The sequence below is a fragment of the Erwinia persicina genome, assembly GCF_014838825.1.
Classification (GTDB): Bacteria; Pseudomonadota; Gammaproteobacteria; order Enterobacterales; family Enterobacteriaceae; genus Erwinia; species Erwinia persicina_A.
In genome coordinates, this window is record NZ_JACYMO010000005.1 from 227600 (window position 1) to 243869 (window position 16270).

Consider the following 16270-nt stretch of genomic DNA (forward strand, 5'->3'; position numbering starts at 1 on the left):
CCCGTTACCCCCTCATGCCTGTCTTTTCTGCTGATGCGCCTCAAGCCGCTGATTAAACTGCGTCGGTGTCCAGCTTTCCCGCAGCGCCTGCGCCAGCAGCGACTGCTGGGTCTGGGGCACCAGGCCACCAACCGGCGGGTCGCTATCCAGATTGGTCGGAAAGGAGTAGCCTTCCGCCGCTGCCGCTATCACCGCGCTGATTTTTTCCTCTGACATTCTGCGCAGGCGCAGCGCCGGGTAGAGATGTTGCAGTACCTTACAATGATTAACCTTTTCCATCGTTTTACCGAACGCGGACGACACCTGCAGCAGGTTGGCGGTGCGGATATGGTCATGGGTGTGGTTACTGCCTGCCGCATGGAACAGCGCCGGGTTAAAGAACAGCCCATCCCCTTTTTCCAGCGGTAGCTGGATGGCGTTACGCCGGAAGTACTCGATAAACCTTTCATCCCGCCACGCCAGATACCCCCCCTGGTACTGATGCGACCACGGCAGCAGCTGCGTCGGACCGGACTCCACCGGCATATCGCTGTGCGCCACGGCACCCTGTAGCGTCAGATACTGTGACAGGATCTGCAGCGGCAGGGGGAAACGCGCCACCTGTTCATTACTCTGAAAACCAAGATGATAATCGCGGTGTGGCTGCTGCGCTTTACCGCCGGGGCGGACCTGATTGACCTGGGCGGTAAGAGTATAACCCGGGCCGACCCAGCTCTCGCAGATCAGCGCCAGCAGCGGGTTACAGTAATAATCAATAAAGGCATCGGCATCGCGCTCCGCCACTTTCTGTAGCGCATTCCAGATGCGCCCGTTATGCCCCGCCGCGGCAAAATGGTCGCCGCCGGCACTGTTTTCCGACTCACTCAGCAGGATCTGTTCAAACAGCATGCTGCTGCGATCTACCGCTGCGATATCGCTGAACAACCCTTTAACCACGAAGACGCCGGGGCCGGAGGAGAGCGCACGGTGCAGTTCGCTGAGGACCGACTGGCGATCGCCGGCGGCGGCGTTTACCAGTTCCCCACTCTGGTAAATCAGCACGTCCAGCTCGGCTTTATGCGCCAGCGGGAAATCTCTCAACTGCGTGGTCTGCTCACAGACGGTGGCAAACTCATCCACCGACAGCTGTTTTTCAGACAGATAAAGTGTGTTCATTTTCCGCTCCTTACGGGGCCAGTTTATGCTGAGGTTGCAGCGCGCCGTCATCACCGCAGCCCACCACGTTTTGATCGAAGTCGATGATCGCGCCGGTCATCATTCCCGACTCTTCTGAGAGTAAAAAAGCCACGCCGCGCGCCACTTCCCGGGGTTTCAGCAGGCGACCAAACGGCTGCGCACGCTCGGCTTTTTCCAGCCAGTCATCACCGGCCTGATGGTACTGTTTCTGAATATCATCCTCATGCGGCGTATCCATCCAGCCTATGTTCAGCCCGTTGACGCGGATGCGATTGCGCATCGCGCTGAAAGCGACATTTTTGGTCAGGGTCACCAGTGCCCCTTTCGAGGCCGCATAAGGCGTGAGGAAACTCTGTCCGCCGTGGGAGGTCATGGTAATGATATTGACGATGCTGCCTTCAACATCGCTGGCAATCATCAGCTTGATTGCTGCCTGCATCAGGAAGAAGGGGGCCCGAACGTTGACGGCAAAGATCGCGTCGAACAGCGCGGGGGAGGTGTCGATAATGGTGCCACGGTCGGACATGCCCGCGCAGTTAACCAGACCATGCAGCGTCCCGAAGTGCGTGGCGGCTTCTGCAATGACGCGCTCGCAGGCCTCGGGTTCGCTGATATCGGCGGTGACAAACCGGGCTTCACACCCCAGTGACTGCAGAGACCTGACCTGGGCCGCCCCTGCCTGCTGATTGCGGCCACAGAGTATCAGCCCACGAGCACCGCGCTCTGCCAGTAAGCGGGCAACGGCAGCACCCAGACCCTGCGTGCTGCCGGTGACCACATAAACCTTACCGTGAAACGAGTTTTCGATTTTTAAGCTCATGATTGTTATGCCTTTATTGTTAAGTTTGCCGATGTCATCAGGCTGAAAAGACGTCAGGAACACCTTATCACCAACATTTCGTTAACAATACGCAGCGATAACCTCATAAAAACCTCAAAAAAACCTTTTCCAGCGCACCTTAAGTCGGTAGAGACAATGCAGGTTTTTGCATTTTTACGGCACATCGCCGCTGATGACCGTTATCAGCACGTTTATCCCTCATTTTATCTCCCTTTTCCCGTACATTGTGGCGGCACAACACGCCATGTCGTCTGCGCCATGGGAACTGAGGATGTCGTATTACAAGGAATGTTATGAAGTACTCTGCGTTGGTCTTTACCGCTGTCGCGGCATTATTTATTGCGGCATCACCGGCTCTGGCTGACCCTGCCCACGCGCCTGTTCCGCCATCGCTTCCCCTGTTAACGGTCCCCGTTCGCGCCGATGCGTTAATCATTCCGGTCACTATCCGTGGCAGGCTGTACCACTTTCTGCTGGATACCGGAATTAATACGCTGGTGGTGGATAATCTGCTGGCAAGTGAGCTGACGCAGAGAGAGCCCGCTGAGCAGATCCCGCTGCTGTACCAGCAAATTCTTGCCGCCGGTATCCGCAGCGCAGGGGGGACCCTGGATCAGCAGGGGCTTCAGGTCTGGCGGCCTCTGGCGATGGGCATTGGCGATGCGGTGCTACCTGCGAGCACCCCCTGGCTGGGTGCAGATCTCAGTGCGTTGACGCAGGCAACCGGGGTCAATATCGACGGTATTCTTGGCATGGATGTGTTTCGCCACTTTACCTGGCAGGTCGATAACCTGAAGCAGCTCCTCACCGTGTGGCAGCAGACACCGGGGGAGCTGGATTATCCCGCCTGCGTGCCCTACCGCGACGGCGATGCCGCCGGACCGCAGCTGGTGCTGGACTACCACCAGCGGCCGGTGCATATGACAATCAATACCGGGACCGACTACAGCTATATCGGGGCGGAAATGATTAATGTCAGTCGCGAACGTCCGGAAAGTGCCGTTCTGACCGGCATTAATCAGCCCGTGCTGGGGTTAGACGGCGAAAGCGTGAGCGATGGCTATCTGCTTGGTGGCCTGCGCTTTAACCAGATACCACTGGGTAAAATGCTGGTGCGTGAAAATAAGCAGGGGGCGCTGGGGCTGGGGATGAACTTTCTGGCGCGTTTCGACCGCTACCTGTTTATGCCCGACAAAATGCAGTTTTGCTATCGGGAGCAGCATTTTACCCGGGATGAGCCCGCGCCGCTGCGGGTGCTGGCCGTGCGCTTCCACGCCAGACGGGTTGAGCTGTATTCCAATCCGCCCGCCGCGTTACACCCCTTTGGCCTGCAAAACGGTGACGTGCTGCTCAGGGTCAACGGTCGTCCGGTACGGCCTGAAGAGATTTATGCGCTCCGCCGCGCGCTGGCTGATACACCGGGCGGGCAGCTGACGCTGAAAATAGAGCGCCGTGGTAAAGTCAAAACCATCCACATCTGACGTGAAGCGGGGAGGGCAGAAGCGCTCCCCTGCGGGTTACGGCCGGAAGCGCGCCATATAGAGGGCATCGACCTGCTTACCGTGACGTACTGCATAGCGGCGGGCGAGACCTTCCGTTTCAAAACCGCACAGCTGGTAAAGCCCGATAGCTGCCTGATTGTCGGCAAAGACCGTCAGCTCCATGCGTTCCACGTTTAACCAGTTATCACACAGGTCGATCAGGGTGCTCATCAGGGCCTTCGCCACTCCCTTGCCGCGATAGCGTGCGTCCACGCCCAGGCCAAAAGTCGCGGTATGCCGGCGGCGGGCGCGGGAGTTCACTTCCAGCGTGGCCTGGCCTGCCACCATGTTGTCGATACAGGCGACCAGCATGTGCATTCCGTCCGGCACGGAAGCGAGACGTTCCTGCCACTTTTTCAGCGAGGGGTGAGGGAGCTGTAGCGTATCGGCAAAGGTTTCCGGCTGGCTGTAAAGCTGATGCAGGGCTACCGCGTCGTCGGGTACCACATGTCGTACGATAATCTCACTCATAGTCACTCTCCCTGAGGGTTGGATTCCCTTTAAAAATCAGGGTTTTTCGGCGATAAATCAAGCAAAAAATAATCAGGAAATGACTTTACAAGTGCGAATGATAATGATTATTATTGTCATGCGTTTTCAGGAGTACCTCCGGTACCGACTGGGAAAGCACGACATTGCTCACATTGCTTCAGTATTTCTTAGCCAGCACGGGTGCTGGCTTTTTTTTTGCCTGCAAGATACCGATTCTGCAATACCTCTGTTTATTCCCTCGCTTTTACATCGAAATTTTTGAACAGAGGAGACAATTTTCTCCGCTATCATCCGCAGCGTCAGAGGTCCAGACTGTGTCAAAACGTTGAGGAGAATTGAATATGATTTACTTACGCAAAGCACAAGATCGCGGTCATGCTAATCATGGCTGGCTGGACAGCTACCACACCTTTTCTTTTGCCGATTACTACGACGCCAACTTTATGGGCTTCTCGGCACTGCGGGTGATTAACGAAGATGTGATCGACGGCGGTCAGGGGTTTGGTACGCATCCCCATAAAGATATGGAAATTCTGACCTATGTCCTGTCCGGTACCGTTGAGCACCAGGACAGCATGGGTAACAAAGAGCAGATCCCGGCGGGTGAGTTCCAGATTATGAGCGCCGGAACCGGCGTGCGTCACTCTGAGTACAACGCCAGTAAAGACGTTCCGCTGCATCTGTACCAGATCTGGATTATCCCGGAAAAAACCGGCATTGAACCGCGTTACGCGCAGCGCCGTTTTGACGATGTGCAGGGCCGCCAGCTGGTGCTGTCACCGGATGCCCGCGACGGATCGTTGAAGGTGTTCCAGGATATGACGTTGTCGCGCTGGGCGCTGAAAGCGGACGAGCAGGGGAGCGTGGATATTGCAGTCGGTCGCCGCATCTGGATCCAGGTGGTGAAGGGGGATGTTACCGTCAACGGCGAGGCGGCGACCACCTCTGACGCCTTTGCCATTTGGGATGAAAAATCGCTGTCAGTCGCCGCCAGCAGCGACGCTGAGATCCTGCTGTTCGACCTGCCACCGGTTTAAAGACAACCCGTGTCACACTTTAAGGGGCGAGACGATCGCCCCTTTGTCGTTTTTCCCTCCAGTTTTGTTACACTCAGCGTAATTCTGTCCCCACTAGCTGAAGTCTGATGAAGAAAAAAAGACCGGTACTACAGGATGTTGCCGATCGCGTCGGTATCACCAAAATGACCGTCAGCCGCTATCTGCGCCACCCCGATCAGGTCTCTGCCGCGCTGCAGGGCAAGATTGCTGCTGCGTTAGATGAGCTGGGTTATATCCCTAATCGCGCACCTGACATGCTCTCCAACGCTACCAGCCGGGCGATCGGCGTGCTGCTGCCTTCCCTGACCAATCAGGTCTTTGCTGATGTGCTACGCGGGATTGAAACGGTTACCGATGCGGCGGGTTATCAGACGCTGGTGGGCCACTTTGGCTACAGTGCCGAAAAAGAAGAACTACAGCTGCGCTCTCTGCTGGGCTGGAATATTGACGGGCTGATCCTCACCGAACGCACCCACACGGCGGCCAGCCTGCGAATGATCGAAACGGCCGGTATCCCGGTGATAGAGATGATGGACTCTGTCTCGCCCTGCCTGGATATGGCGGTCGGCTTTGATAACGTTGAGGCGGCCCGGCAGATGACCCATGCCATTCTGCAAAAAGGCCATCGCCATACCGTGTATCTTGGCGCACGCCTGGATGAGCGTACCCTGCAAAAAGAGCAGGGCTATCGCCTGGCGATGACGGAAGCCGGGCTGGAACCGCGCAGCGTGATGATGGAAGCGGCGTCGTCGTTTTCCGCCGGGGCGATGCTGATGTGCGAGGCGCAGAAAAACTATCCGCAGACCGACAGCCTGTTCTGTACCAACGATGACCTGGCGGTCGGCGCGATGTTCGAGTGTCAGCGTCAGGGGCTACAGGTACCGCAGCAGATGGCCATCGCTGGTTTCCACGGCCATGATATTGCTCATGTGGTGAATCCGCCGCTGGCCACGGTACAGACGCCCCGCGAGGAGATGGGACAGGCATCCGCCAGGCTGCTGCTGGCGCGTATTCGCGGTGAGGTCACCGATCCGTCCCCGGTGGACGTTGGTTTTACCATCCTGCCCGGCGGCAGTATCTGATCACCGGCGGGCACGCTGTTGCCCGCGTCTGACTTGTCGCTTTGTGCCACCTCCTGTCTGAATCTGCTGATTTTTTGAAGCACCTCACATTTACCAGCTTTTTCCGCCGTGGCTGTTGCCATAATCAATGCACATCCAGACAATGTTACCGATAACAAAATGACTGATTCATCTGCTACCCCTCTGCCGGAGCCACAATAATGACCACTCATTCATCGCCTAATCACGTCTTTGTACTGATGGGTGTATCCGGAAGCGGCAAGTCTGCCGTTGCCAATGCCGTTGCACATCAGCTTAACGCAGCCTTCCTCGATGGCGACTTCCTGCATCCGCGTGCCAACATTGAAAAAATGTCGGCGGGCCATCCGCTGAACGATGATGACCGCCGCCCGTGGCTGGAATCGATTAATGATGCCGCGTTTGCCATGCAGCGCACCAATGATGTTTCACTGATCGTCTGTTCGGCGCTGAAAAAAAGTTATCGCGATATTTTGCGCAAGGGTAACAGCAACCTCTCTTTCGTTTATCTGAAAGGTGACTTCGATACCATTGAGTCGCGCCTGCGCGCGCGCAAAGGGCACTTCTTTAAGCCCCAGATGCTGGTGACTCAGTTTGCCACGCTGGAAGAGCCGGGTAGTGATGAGCACGATGTACTGGTTGTCGATATTAATCAGTCGCTTGAAAAGGTTGTCGCAGCAACCCTGACCACCATTGACGGTGCGGCCAGTAAAAAATAAGTAGGGTGTTATGAGTACTGCAACACTGGTGTTAACAGCAGCCGGATCGGTTCTGCTGCTGCTTTTTTTAGTGATGAAGGCAAGGATGCACGCCTTTGTGGCGCTGATGTTAGTCTCTATCGGTGCCGGCCTGTTCTCCGGGATGCCGCTGGATAAAATTGCCACAACGATGGAAAAGGGCATGGGCGGTACGCTCGGATTCCTTGCGATTGTGGTGGCGCTGGGCGCGATGTTCGGCAAGATCCTGCATGAAACCGGGGCGGTCGACCAGATTGCCATCCGCATGCTGAAAACCTTTGGCGAAAGCCGCGCGCATTATGCGATGGGGATCGCCGGGCTGATTTGTGCGCTGCCGCTGTTTTTCGAAGTGGCAGTGGTGCTGCTGATCAGCATTGCTTTTGCGGTGGCGCGGCGCACCGGCGATAACCTGGTGAAACTGGTGATCCCGCTGTTTGCCGGCGTTGCGGCAGCGGCGGCCTTTCTGCTGCCGGGGCCGGCACCGATGCTGCTGGCGTCGCAGATGCATGCTGATTTTGGCTGGATGATCCTGCTGGGGCTGTGTGCGGCGATCCCGGGCATGCTGATTGCCGGGCCGCTGTTCGGCCGTTTTATCAGCCAGCACGTAACCTTTGGCGTTCCGGCAGAGGGTGATCATCCCGAATTCGATGAGAGCAAGCTACCCTCCTTTGGTTTCAGCCTGTCGTTGATCCTCTTCCCGCTGCTGCTGGTCGGCCTGAAAACCATCGGGGCGCGATTTACCGCACCGGGCTCGACGCTGTACGAGTGGCTGGAGTTTATCGGCCATCCGTTTACCGCGATCCTGCTGGCCTGCCTGGTCGCTATTTATGGTCTGGCATACCGTCAGGGTATGGATAAAGAGCGCGTCATGGAGATCTGCGGCGCGGCGCTCCAGCCAGCGGGGATTATTCTGTTGGTGATTGGTGCCGGAGGCGTGTTTAAACAGGTGCTGGTGGATTCGGGCGTTGGCCCGGCGCTGGGCAATGCCTTAACCGGAGCCGGTCTGCCGGTGGCGCTGGCCTGCTTCGTGCTGGCGGGGGCGGTGCGTATTATTCAGGGCTCGGCCACGGTCGCCTGTCTGACCGCCGTCGGGCTGATTATGCCGGTGATTGAGCCGCTGCACTATTCCGGCGCACAGATGGCTGCGCTGTCGATTTGCATCGCCGGGGGCTCCATTATCTGCAGCCACGTTAACGACGCTGGTTTCTGGCTGTTTGGCCGTTTTACCGGGGCAACCGAAGCACAGACGCTGAAGACATGGACGCTGATGGAAACGATCCTCGGCACCGTCGGCGCGATTATCGGGATGATTGCCTTCGAGTTATTATCGTAATTGATAGCGCGGGCGGACCTTCTTTTTTCGGTCCGCCCGCTACCCTCAGAGTTTCAAATACGTCCGTATCCCATCCAGAAACATCTGCGTCGCCAGCATAATCAGAATCAGCCCCATCAGCCGTTCCAGCGCACTGACCCCTTTATCACCCAACAGTCTTAAGAACAGCCCCGACAGCAGCAGGATCACTACAGTCAGCCCCCAGGCGATCAGCAGCGCACCGACCAGATGACTCATATTGTGTGGATACTGGTGTGACAGCAGCATCAGCGTGGCGAGCAGAGAGGGCCCGGCGACCAGTGGGATCGCCAGCGGTACCAGGAAGGGTTCTTCTCCCGCAGACAACCCGGTACTGCTGCTCTCCTGTGAAGGGAAAATCATCTTAATGGCGATCAGGAACAGGATAATGCCGCCGGAGATCGACACGGTTTCCGTTCGCAGATTGAGGAAGGCGAGAATTTTTTCCCCGGCGAACAGAAACAGCAGCATGATGAACAGCGCGATCAACATTTCGCGCATCAGCACCACTCGACGACGTTTCGGCTCCAGATGTTTTAAAACCGACATAAAAATCGGCAAATTGCCCAGCGGATCCATAATCAGCAACAATAATATCGTCGCGGAGATCATTTCAGTCATCGTTGTTGTTCTCGTTATTAATCAATGTCGCTACGTTATAAGCAGCGCTGCTAAAAAAAACCATCTAATCGATTTAATTCACTTGCCACTTTTGCTGCACCTTGTAAGGTTTAGCAATCATATGGTTTTAACTCTAACAGGTCAGGCGTCACTGTCGTAGCCAGTTTGCTTACCGCCAGCACATCGTAGCCGGAGCGTACAGACGTACGTGAGGATGACGGGCACTGCCGGGGGTGAAAATGGCCGGTACGGGGAGCCGGGATAAAGGTAAAGATGAAGACGGTTGGATTAGTAGGTTGGCGTGGGATGGTGGGCTCTGTACTGATGCAACGCATGAGTGAAGAGCGCGATTTTGATGTGATCCGTCCGGTATTCTTCTCAACGTCTCAGCACGGTCAGGCGGCCCCGGCCTTCGCGGGCCAGTCTGCTGGCACGCTGCAGGATGCCTTTGATATCGACGCGCTGAAAGCGCTGGATATTATCATTACCTGCCAGGGCGGGGACTACACCAGCGATATTTATCCTAAGCTGCGTGCGGCGGGCTGGAACGGGTACTGGATTGATGCCGCATCAACCCTGCGTATGAAAGATGACGCCATCATCATCCTCGACCCGGTAAACCACAAGGTGATCCATGATGGTCTGAACAACGGCATCAAAACCTTTGTGGGCGGCAACTGTACCGTCAGTCTGATGCTGATGTCGCTGGGCGGTCTGTTTGAAAACAACCTGGTGGAGTGGGCGTCGGTAGCAACGTACCAGGCGGCTTCCGGCGGCGGCGCACGTCATATGCGTGAACTGTTGACCCAGATGGGCATGCTGCATAACCACGTGGCAAAAGAGTTGCAGAATCCGGCTTCGGCCATCCTCGACATCGAGCGAAAAGTGACGGAGTTGAGTCGCACCGGCGTGCTGCCAACCGATAACTTTGGCGTTCCGCTGGCGGGAAGTCTGATCCCGTGGATCGACAAGCAGTTAGATAATGGCCAGACGCGCGAAGAGTGGAAAGGCCAGGCCGAAACCAACAAGATCCTGCGCACCCCAAGCGTGATCCCGGTTGATGGTCTCTGCGTTCGCGTCGGAGCGCTGCGCTGCCACAGCCAGGCTTTCACTCTGAAACTGAAAAAAGACGTGCCGCTGTCCGACATTGAGCAACTGCTGGCCGCGCACAACGAATGGGTTAGCGTGGTGCCAAACGACCGCGAGATTTCCATGCGTGAACTGACACCGGCCGCCGTCACCGGCACGCTGAAAACCCCGGTCGGGCGTCTGCGCAAGCTGAATATGGGGCCGGACTATCTTTCGGCCTTTACCGTGGGCGACCAGCTACTGTGGGGCGCGGCAGAGCCGCTGCGCCGGATGTTGCGCCTGCTGGTAGGGTAATTCCCTCCTGTTCCCCCGCCAGCGGCGGGGGACATGTCAGCCTGTTTCAGTGTGCATCACTGTTTTTCACGATTATTACCCGTACCTGCCTTTTTATTGACTGGCGATCCTTCCCGCCAGATTTCAGCCCCTCTTTACCCCCTGCGGCCTGGCTGCGAGCGGGCCTAAGAAGGTTCTGATGCTCCTGCCTCATGCCTTTACAGCAGCAAACTTTGATCTAAACGAAATATATTTACGCTTTCGCCCATGGCTATTGTTTTCCCCTGGCTATGCTTAAAACGTAACTGTCCCTAAAACATTTTGAGTTTTCGATACGTTATTTTTAGTTTTCGATACGTTATTTCTTGCACGCTGCGGTGGTTTTTTTCCAGTGGAGGGTTTCCTGCCGGTCAGCGTGCGTTGAGCTCAATGAAGAGCAGCGCACTGGCCATGACCGTTCAATGGAGACCGCCAGTCGCCTGCCACTCATCACGGGAAGAAAGTCATGTCAGAGCTTATGGATCGTCATGCAATTAACGCGTTAGTCTCGGGTCACTTTGCTGACCCCTTTTCACTCCTGGGTATGCACAAGACCGCGAAAGGTCTTGAGGTGCGTGCTCTGTTACCTGACGCCAGCGAAGTCTGGGTGATCGAAACCAGCACCGGAAACAAGTGTGTGCAGCTGGAGTCTCTGGACTCCCGGGGCTTTTTCCATGGGGTAATGCCGAAGCGTAAGAACCCGTTTCGCTATCAGCTGGCTGTTACCTGGCACGGGCAGCAGAATCTCATCGATGATGCATACCGCTTTGGCCCGCTGTTGCCGGAGATGGACAGCTGGCTGCTGGCTGAGGGCACCCACCTGCGCCCCTATGAGACCATGGGGGCCCATGCGGATGTGATTGACGGCGTCATTGGTACGCGCTTTGCCGTCTGGGCACCCAACGCGCAGCGCGTGTCCGTGGTCGGGGAATTTAACTACTGGGATGGCCGCCGGCATCCCATGCGCCTGCGTCGTGAAATGGGCGTATGGGAGCTGTTTATCCCGGCTGCCCGCCCCGGTCAGCTGTATAAATTTGAAATTATCGATAAAGACGGTCAGCTGAGATTAAAAGCTGACCCTTACGCCTTTGAGGCGCAGATGCGTCCGCAGACGGCATCAATGATTTGCGGTATCCCGGAAAAAACCACCCTGTCACCGGAGCGCCAGCGTGCCAATGGCTTTGATGCACCGATCTCCATTTATGAGGTTCACCTCGGGTCCTGGCGGCGTCATACCGATAACCACTTCTGGCTGAGTTATAAAGAGCTGGCAGAGCAGCTGGTGCCTTACGCCAAAGAGATGGGCTTTACCCATCTGGAGTTGCTGCCGATCAATGAGCACCCCTTTGACGGCAGCTGGGGCTACCAGCCACTGGGGATGTACGCCCCGACGCGGCGTTTCGGCACCCGTGATGATTTCCGCGCCTTTATCACCGCTGCCCATAATGCCGGGCTTAATGTGCTGCTGGACTGGGTTCCCGGTCATTTCCCTTCCGATGACTTTGGTCTGGCGAAGTTTGACGGCACGGAGCTGTACGAACATGGGGATCCGCGCGAGGGCTTCCATCAGGACTGGAACACGCTGATTTATAACTTTGGCCGTCGTGAGGTGAGTAACTATCTCGCCGGCAATGCGCTGTACTGGATCGAGCGTTTTGGCATTGACGGGCTGCGGGTGGATGCGGTTGCCTCGATGATTTACCGTGACTACAGCCGCGCCGAAGGCGAGTGGGTGCCTAATCACCTGGGGGGGCGCGAGAACCTGGAGGCGATCGCCTTCCTGCGTTACACCAACCGAACCCTCGGCCATGCGGCCCCGGGCTCCATCACCGTGGCCGAAGAGTCGACTGACTTTGATGGCGTTTCGCGGCCGCCGGAAATGGGCGGGCTGGGCTTCTGGTTCAAATGGAACCTCGGCTGGATGCACGACACGCTCGACTATATGAAGCTTGATCCGATTCACCGCCGTCATCACCACAATCTGATGACCTTCGGCATGCTTTACAACTACACCGAAAACTTCGTCCTGCCGCTGTCGCACGATGAAGTCGTACACGGAAAACGTTCGATTCTTGACCGGATGCCGGGGGATGCCTGGCAGAAGTTTGCCAACCTGCGTGCTTACTACGGCTGGATGTTTGGTTTCCCCGGTAAGAAGCTGCTGTTTATGGGGAATGAATTCGCTCAGGGCAAAGAGTGGAACCACGATACCAGCCTCGACTGGCATCTGCTGGAAGGGGAGGACAACTGGCACAACGGCGTACAGCGCCTGGTGCGGGATCTGAACCACACTTACCGGGCACATACGCCGCTCTACCAGCAGGACTTCGACCCGGCAGGGTTTGAGTGGCTGGTCGTGGATGATTTTGATAACTCCGTGTTTGTCTTTGTCCGCCGTGACCGCGACGGTAACGAGCTGATCGTCGCCAGTAACTTTACGCCGGTGCCGCGCTATGACTATCGCTTTGGCGTGTCCGGTGCCGGACGCTGGCGCGAAGTGCTGAACACGGATTCGGGTCACTATCACGGCGGTAACAACGGCAACCTCGGGACGGTCAGTACCGATGACTGGGGCAGCCATAACCGCAGCCACTCTCTGAGTCTGACGCTGCCCGCCCTGTCTACGCTGTGGCTGGTGCGGGAGGCGGAATGACACCGTTACGGGAGGGGCAACCGGCACCACGTGGTGCCAGCTACGACGGCAAAGGCGTGAATTTTACGCTGTTCTCCCAGCATGCGGAACGTGTCGAGCTGTGCCTGTTTGATGCCAGCGGCGTGGAAACACGCGTGGACCTTCCGGCACGAAGCGGTGATATCTGGCACGGCTATCTTCCCGCCTGTAAACCGGGGCAGCGTTACGGCTACCGCGTCCACGGCCCCTGGCGGCCGCAGCAGGGCCAGCGCTTTAATCCGGCCAAACTGCTGCTCGACCCCTGTGCACAGGATGTGGTGGGAGAAGTGAGCGACGACCCGTGCTTCCAGTGCGGGGAGGAGCAGCCTGACGCGACTGACAGCGGGTCCCTCGCACCAAAGGGCGTGGTACGGGCCGGTGATTTTGACTGGGGCAACGATGTTGCCCCCCGCGTGCCCTGGGGCAGTACCGTCATTTATGAGGCCCACGTGCGCGGCCTGACAAAACAGCATCCGGACATCCCGGAAGCCCTGCGCGGCACCTATGCGGCACTCGGCCATCCGGTGATGATCGACTACTTCCAGCGTCTGGGGATCACCAGCCTGGAACTGTTGCCCGTCGCCTGCTTCGCCAGCGAACCCCGGCTGCTCAGAATGGGCCTGAGTAACTACTGGGGATATAACCCGCTGGCCTGTTATGCGCTGGAGGCACGCTATGCTTCCTGTGAAGACAATCCGCGTCAGGAGTTTCAGCAGGCGGTAAAAGCGCTGCATCAGGCCGGGATTGAGGTGATCCTTGACGTGGTGTTCAACCACACGGCCGAGCTGGAAGAGAGCGGTCCCACGCTGTCAATGCGTGGTATCGACAACCAGAGTTACTACTGGCTGGACGGCCAGGGTGACTATCAGAACTGGACGGGCTGTGGCAACACGCAGAATCTCAGCCATCCGCAGGTCATGGGGTGGATGCTGGACTGCCTGCGTTACTGGGTCGAGGAGTGCCATGTTGATGGTTTTCGCTTTGACCTGGCCACCGTGCTGGGGCGTACACCGGACTATCAGCAGAACGCGCCGTTGTTCCAGGCCATTGCCGCCGATCCGCTGCTGTCGGGCTGCAAGCTGATTGCCGAACCCTGGGATATCGGCCCCGGCGGCTATCAGGTTGGCAACTTTCCGTCTCCCTTTGCGGAATGGAATGACCATTTCCGCGACACTGCGCGGCGCTACTGGCTGCACGGTGAGATGACCAACGGTGATTTTGCACGCCGTTTTGCCGGGTCGGCCGATGTGTTTGACCGCAACGGTCGTCGCCCGTCCGCCAGCATCAATTTAGTAACCGCTCACGACGGCTTTACGCTGCGCGATGTGGTGAGTTTTGAACGTAAACACAATGAGGCCAACGGCGAAGATAACCGTGACGGCAGCAGCAATAACTTCAGCCATAACCACGGCGTTGAAGGACTGAATGCGCCGCTGCTGGTGGTGGAACACCGCCGCCGCAGCGTCCATGCCCTGCTGACCACGCTGCTGCTGGCGCAGGGCACGCCGATGTTGCTGGCCGGGGACGAGCACGGGCACAGCCAGCACGGGAACAATAATGCGTACTGCCAGGATAACCCGCTGACGTGGTTCGACTGGCAGCAGCACGATCGTGGGCTGTTTGCCTTCACCGCCACCCTGATCCACCTGCGCCGCCGGATCCCGGCACTGCAGAGCGATCGCTGGTGGCAGGAGGGAGATGGCAATGTTGAGTGGCTGAACGACCAGGGACAGCCGCTGACGACTGCGCAGTGGGAGCAGGGGGTACATCGTATGCAGATCAGGCTGTCACAGCACTGGTTGTTAACGATCAACGCCACCGAAGACGTGTATGACCTGGTGTTACCTGAAGGGCAATGGCACGCCATACCCCCCTTCGCCGGGGATGATAACCCGATCCTGTCAACTGTCTGGCATGGGGCCGCACACGGAGTGTGTGTGTTCCACGAACAATCATAATAGGAATCAGACATGGCCAAATTAGATAAGAACGACCCTGTAATGCTGGCAAGGCAATTACCGACACAAACGGTGGCGCTGATCCTCGCGGGTGGCCGCGGTACGCGTCTGAAGGATCTCACCGCCAAGCGCGCCAAACCTGCCGTCCACTTCGGCGGTAAGTTTCGTATTATCGACTTTGCGCTGTCGAACTGTCTGAATTCCGGTATCCGGCGGATTGCGGTCATCACGCAGTATCAGTCGCATACGCTGGTGCAGCATATTCAGCGCGGCTGGTCCTTCCTCAACGAAGAGATGAATGAGTTTGTCGATCTGCTGCCTGCCCAGCAGCGTCTCTCTACTGACCACTGGTATCGCGGCACCGCGGATGCCGTCACTCAGAACCTGGATATTATTCGCCGCTATCGGGCGCAGTACATCGTCATTCTGGCCGGGGATCACATCTACAAGATGGACTACTCGCGCATGCTGATTGATCACGTAGAAAACGGGGCGCGCTGCACCATCGCCTGTCTGCCGGTCCCCCTGGAGGAGGCCAGTGCGTTTGGCGTGATGAAGGTGGATGAAGATAACAAAGTGGTGGAGTTCCTGGAGAAACCGGAGAACCCGCCGGCAATGCCGGGGGACAGCCGCCGGGCGTTAGCCAGTATGGGCATCTATGTTTTTGATGCCGAATATCTTTTTGGCCTGCTGGAAGAGGATCAGGAGCTGCCGCAATCCAGCCATGACTTTGGCAAAGACCTGCTGCCCAAAATCGTGGCCAGTGGCGAAGCGCTGGCCCACTCGTTCAGCCTCTCCTGCGTTCAGCATGATGAGACCGCAGAACCCTACTGGCGCGATGTCGGTACGCTGGAAGCATACTGGAAAGCCAACCTGGATCTCGCCTCGGTGATGCCAGAACTGGATATGTATGACAGTACCTGGCCTATCCGCACCCATATGGAACCGCTGCCCCCTGCCAAGTTTGTGCAGGATCGCTCGGGCAGCCACGGTATGACAATGAATTCACTGGTTTCAGGGGGCTGCATTATCTCTGGTTCCGTGGTGGTGAACTCGGTGCTGTTCTCCCGGGTTCGAATTAACTCCTTCTGCAATATTGAGTCATCGGTTTTACTGCCAGACGTTGAGGTGGGCCGTTCCTGCCGCCTGAGACGTTGTGTGATAGATCGTGCCTGCGTACTGCCAGAAGGAACGGTAATTGGTGAAAACCCGGATGACGATGCCCGGCGCTTCCACCGATCGGAAGAAGGGATCGTTCTTGTCACAAGGACAATGCTGGCGAAGCTTGGCTGGCGTTAATCAGACGCAATAACACGTCAATAT

General features: G+C 57.2%; 13 protein-coding genes. 9 read left to right on the forward strand and 4 right to left on the reverse strand.

Annotation, left to right across the window (positions count from 1 at the left end; genetic code table 11):
- Nucleotides 1–12: 12 nt before the first annotated feature.
- Together IFU29_RS14505 and IFU29_RS14510 are read right to left on the reverse strand one after the other, a co-directional pair.
- Nucleotides 13–1155, reverse strand: coding sequence for a phytanoyl-CoA dioxygenase family protein (locus IFU29_RS14505; protein WP_191934543.1), 1143 nt, complete (start codon nt 1153–1155; stop codon nt 13–15).
- 10 nt (nt 1156–1165) lie between these two features.
- Nucleotides 1166–1996 carry an SDR family oxidoreductase gene (locus IFU29_RS14510; protein WP_191934544.1) on the reverse strand — a complete coding sequence of 277 codons (831 nt, stop codon included), beginning with the start codon at nt 1994–1996 and terminating at the stop codon, nt 1166–1168.
- A 314-nt stretch (nt 1997–2310) separates the two neighbouring features.
- Between IFU29_RS14510 and IFU29_RS14515 the strand changes: the two genes are divergently transcribed.
- Entirely contained in the window at nt 2311–3498 is a 1188-nt protein-coding gene (locus IFU29_RS14515; RefSeq protein WP_191934545.1) for a PDZ domain-containing protein, read from the forward strand.
- Between the two features lie 36 nt (nt 3499–3534).
- Here the strand turns inward: IFU29_RS14515 and IFU29_RS14520 are convergent, their stop codons facing one another.
- A complete protein-coding gene (locus tag IFU29_RS14520; protein WP_191934546.1) occupies nt 3535–4029 on the reverse strand; it encodes a GNAT family N-acetyltransferase in 495 nt (164 codons plus the stop codon).
- 362 nt (nt 4030–4391) lie between these two features.
- On the opposite strand from IFU29_RS14520, the gene IFU29_RS14525 reads away from it, so the two are divergent.
- The 4 genes from IFU29_RS14525 to gntU all read left to right on the forward strand — a co-directional run bounded on the left by IFU29_RS14525 (nt 4392) and on the right by gntU (nt 8278).
- Nucleotides 4392–5087, forward strand: coding sequence for a pirin family protein (locus tag IFU29_RS14525; RefSeq protein WP_191934547.1), 696 nt, complete (start codon nt 4392–4394; stop codon nt 5085–5087).
- Between the two features lie 107 nt (nt 5088–5194).
- Complete coding sequence (gntR, locus tag IFU29_RS14530; RefSeq protein WP_191934548.1) at nt 5195–6190, forward strand: gluconate operon transcriptional repressor GntR; 996 nt, start codon at nt 5195–5197, stop codon at nt 6188–6190.
- Between the two features lie 200 nt (nt 6191–6390).
- Nucleotides 6391–6927 carry a gluconokinase gene (gntK, locus tag IFU29_RS14535; protein ID WP_191934549.1) on the forward strand — a complete coding sequence of 179 codons (537 nt, stop codon included), beginning with the start codon at nt 6391–6393 and terminating at the stop codon, nt 6925–6927.
- 10 nt (nt 6928–6937) lie between these two features.
- Nucleotides 6938–8278 (forward strand): gluconate transporter, encoded by a 1341-nt coding sequence (gene gntU, locus IFU29_RS14540; protein ID WP_062747675.1) that lies wholly within the window; start codon nt 6938–6940, stop codon nt 8276–8278.
- Between the two features lie 45 nt (nt 8279–8323).
- Here the strand turns inward: gntU and IFU29_RS14545 are convergent, their stop codons facing one another.
- Nucleotides 8324–8917: a YhgN family NAAT transporter gene (locus IFU29_RS14545; RefSeq protein ID WP_191934550.1), complete on the reverse strand. Its 594-nt coding sequence runs from the start codon at nt 8915–8917 to the stop codon at nt 8324–8326.
- 273 nt (nt 8918–9190) lie between these two features.
- On the opposite strand from IFU29_RS14545, the gene asd reads away from it, so the two are divergent.
- The 4 genes from asd (at nt 9191) to glgC (ending at nt 16246) form a co-directional block, all read left to right on the forward strand.
- Nucleotides 9191–10300 (forward strand): aspartate-semialdehyde dehydrogenase, encoded by a 1110-nt coding sequence (gene asd / locus IFU29_RS14550; protein WP_191934551.1) that lies wholly within the window; start codon nt 9191–9193, stop codon nt 10298–10300.
- A 484-nt stretch (nt 10301–10784) separates the two neighbouring features.
- Nucleotides 10785–12971, forward strand: coding sequence for a 1,4-alpha-glucan branching enzyme (gene glgB / locus IFU29_RS14555; RefSeq protein WP_191934552.1), 2187 nt, complete (start codon nt 10785–10787; stop codon nt 12969–12971).
- Nucleotides 12968–14947 carry a glycogen debranching protein GlgX gene (gene glgX / locus IFU29_RS14560; protein ID WP_191934553.1) on the forward strand — a complete coding sequence of 660 codons (1980 nt, stop codon included), beginning with the start codon at nt 12968–12970 and terminating at the stop codon, nt 14945–14947. The genes glgB and glgX overlap by 4 nt, the downstream gene beginning before the upstream one ends.
- 12 nt (nt 14948–14959) lie before the next feature.
- Nucleotides 14960–16246, forward strand: a complete 1287-nt coding sequence (gene glgC / locus IFU29_RS14565; protein WP_191934554.1) for a glucose-1-phosphate adenylyltransferase — start codon at nt 14960–14962, stop codon at nt 16244–16246.
- Nucleotides 16247–16270 lie beyond the last annotated feature (24 nt).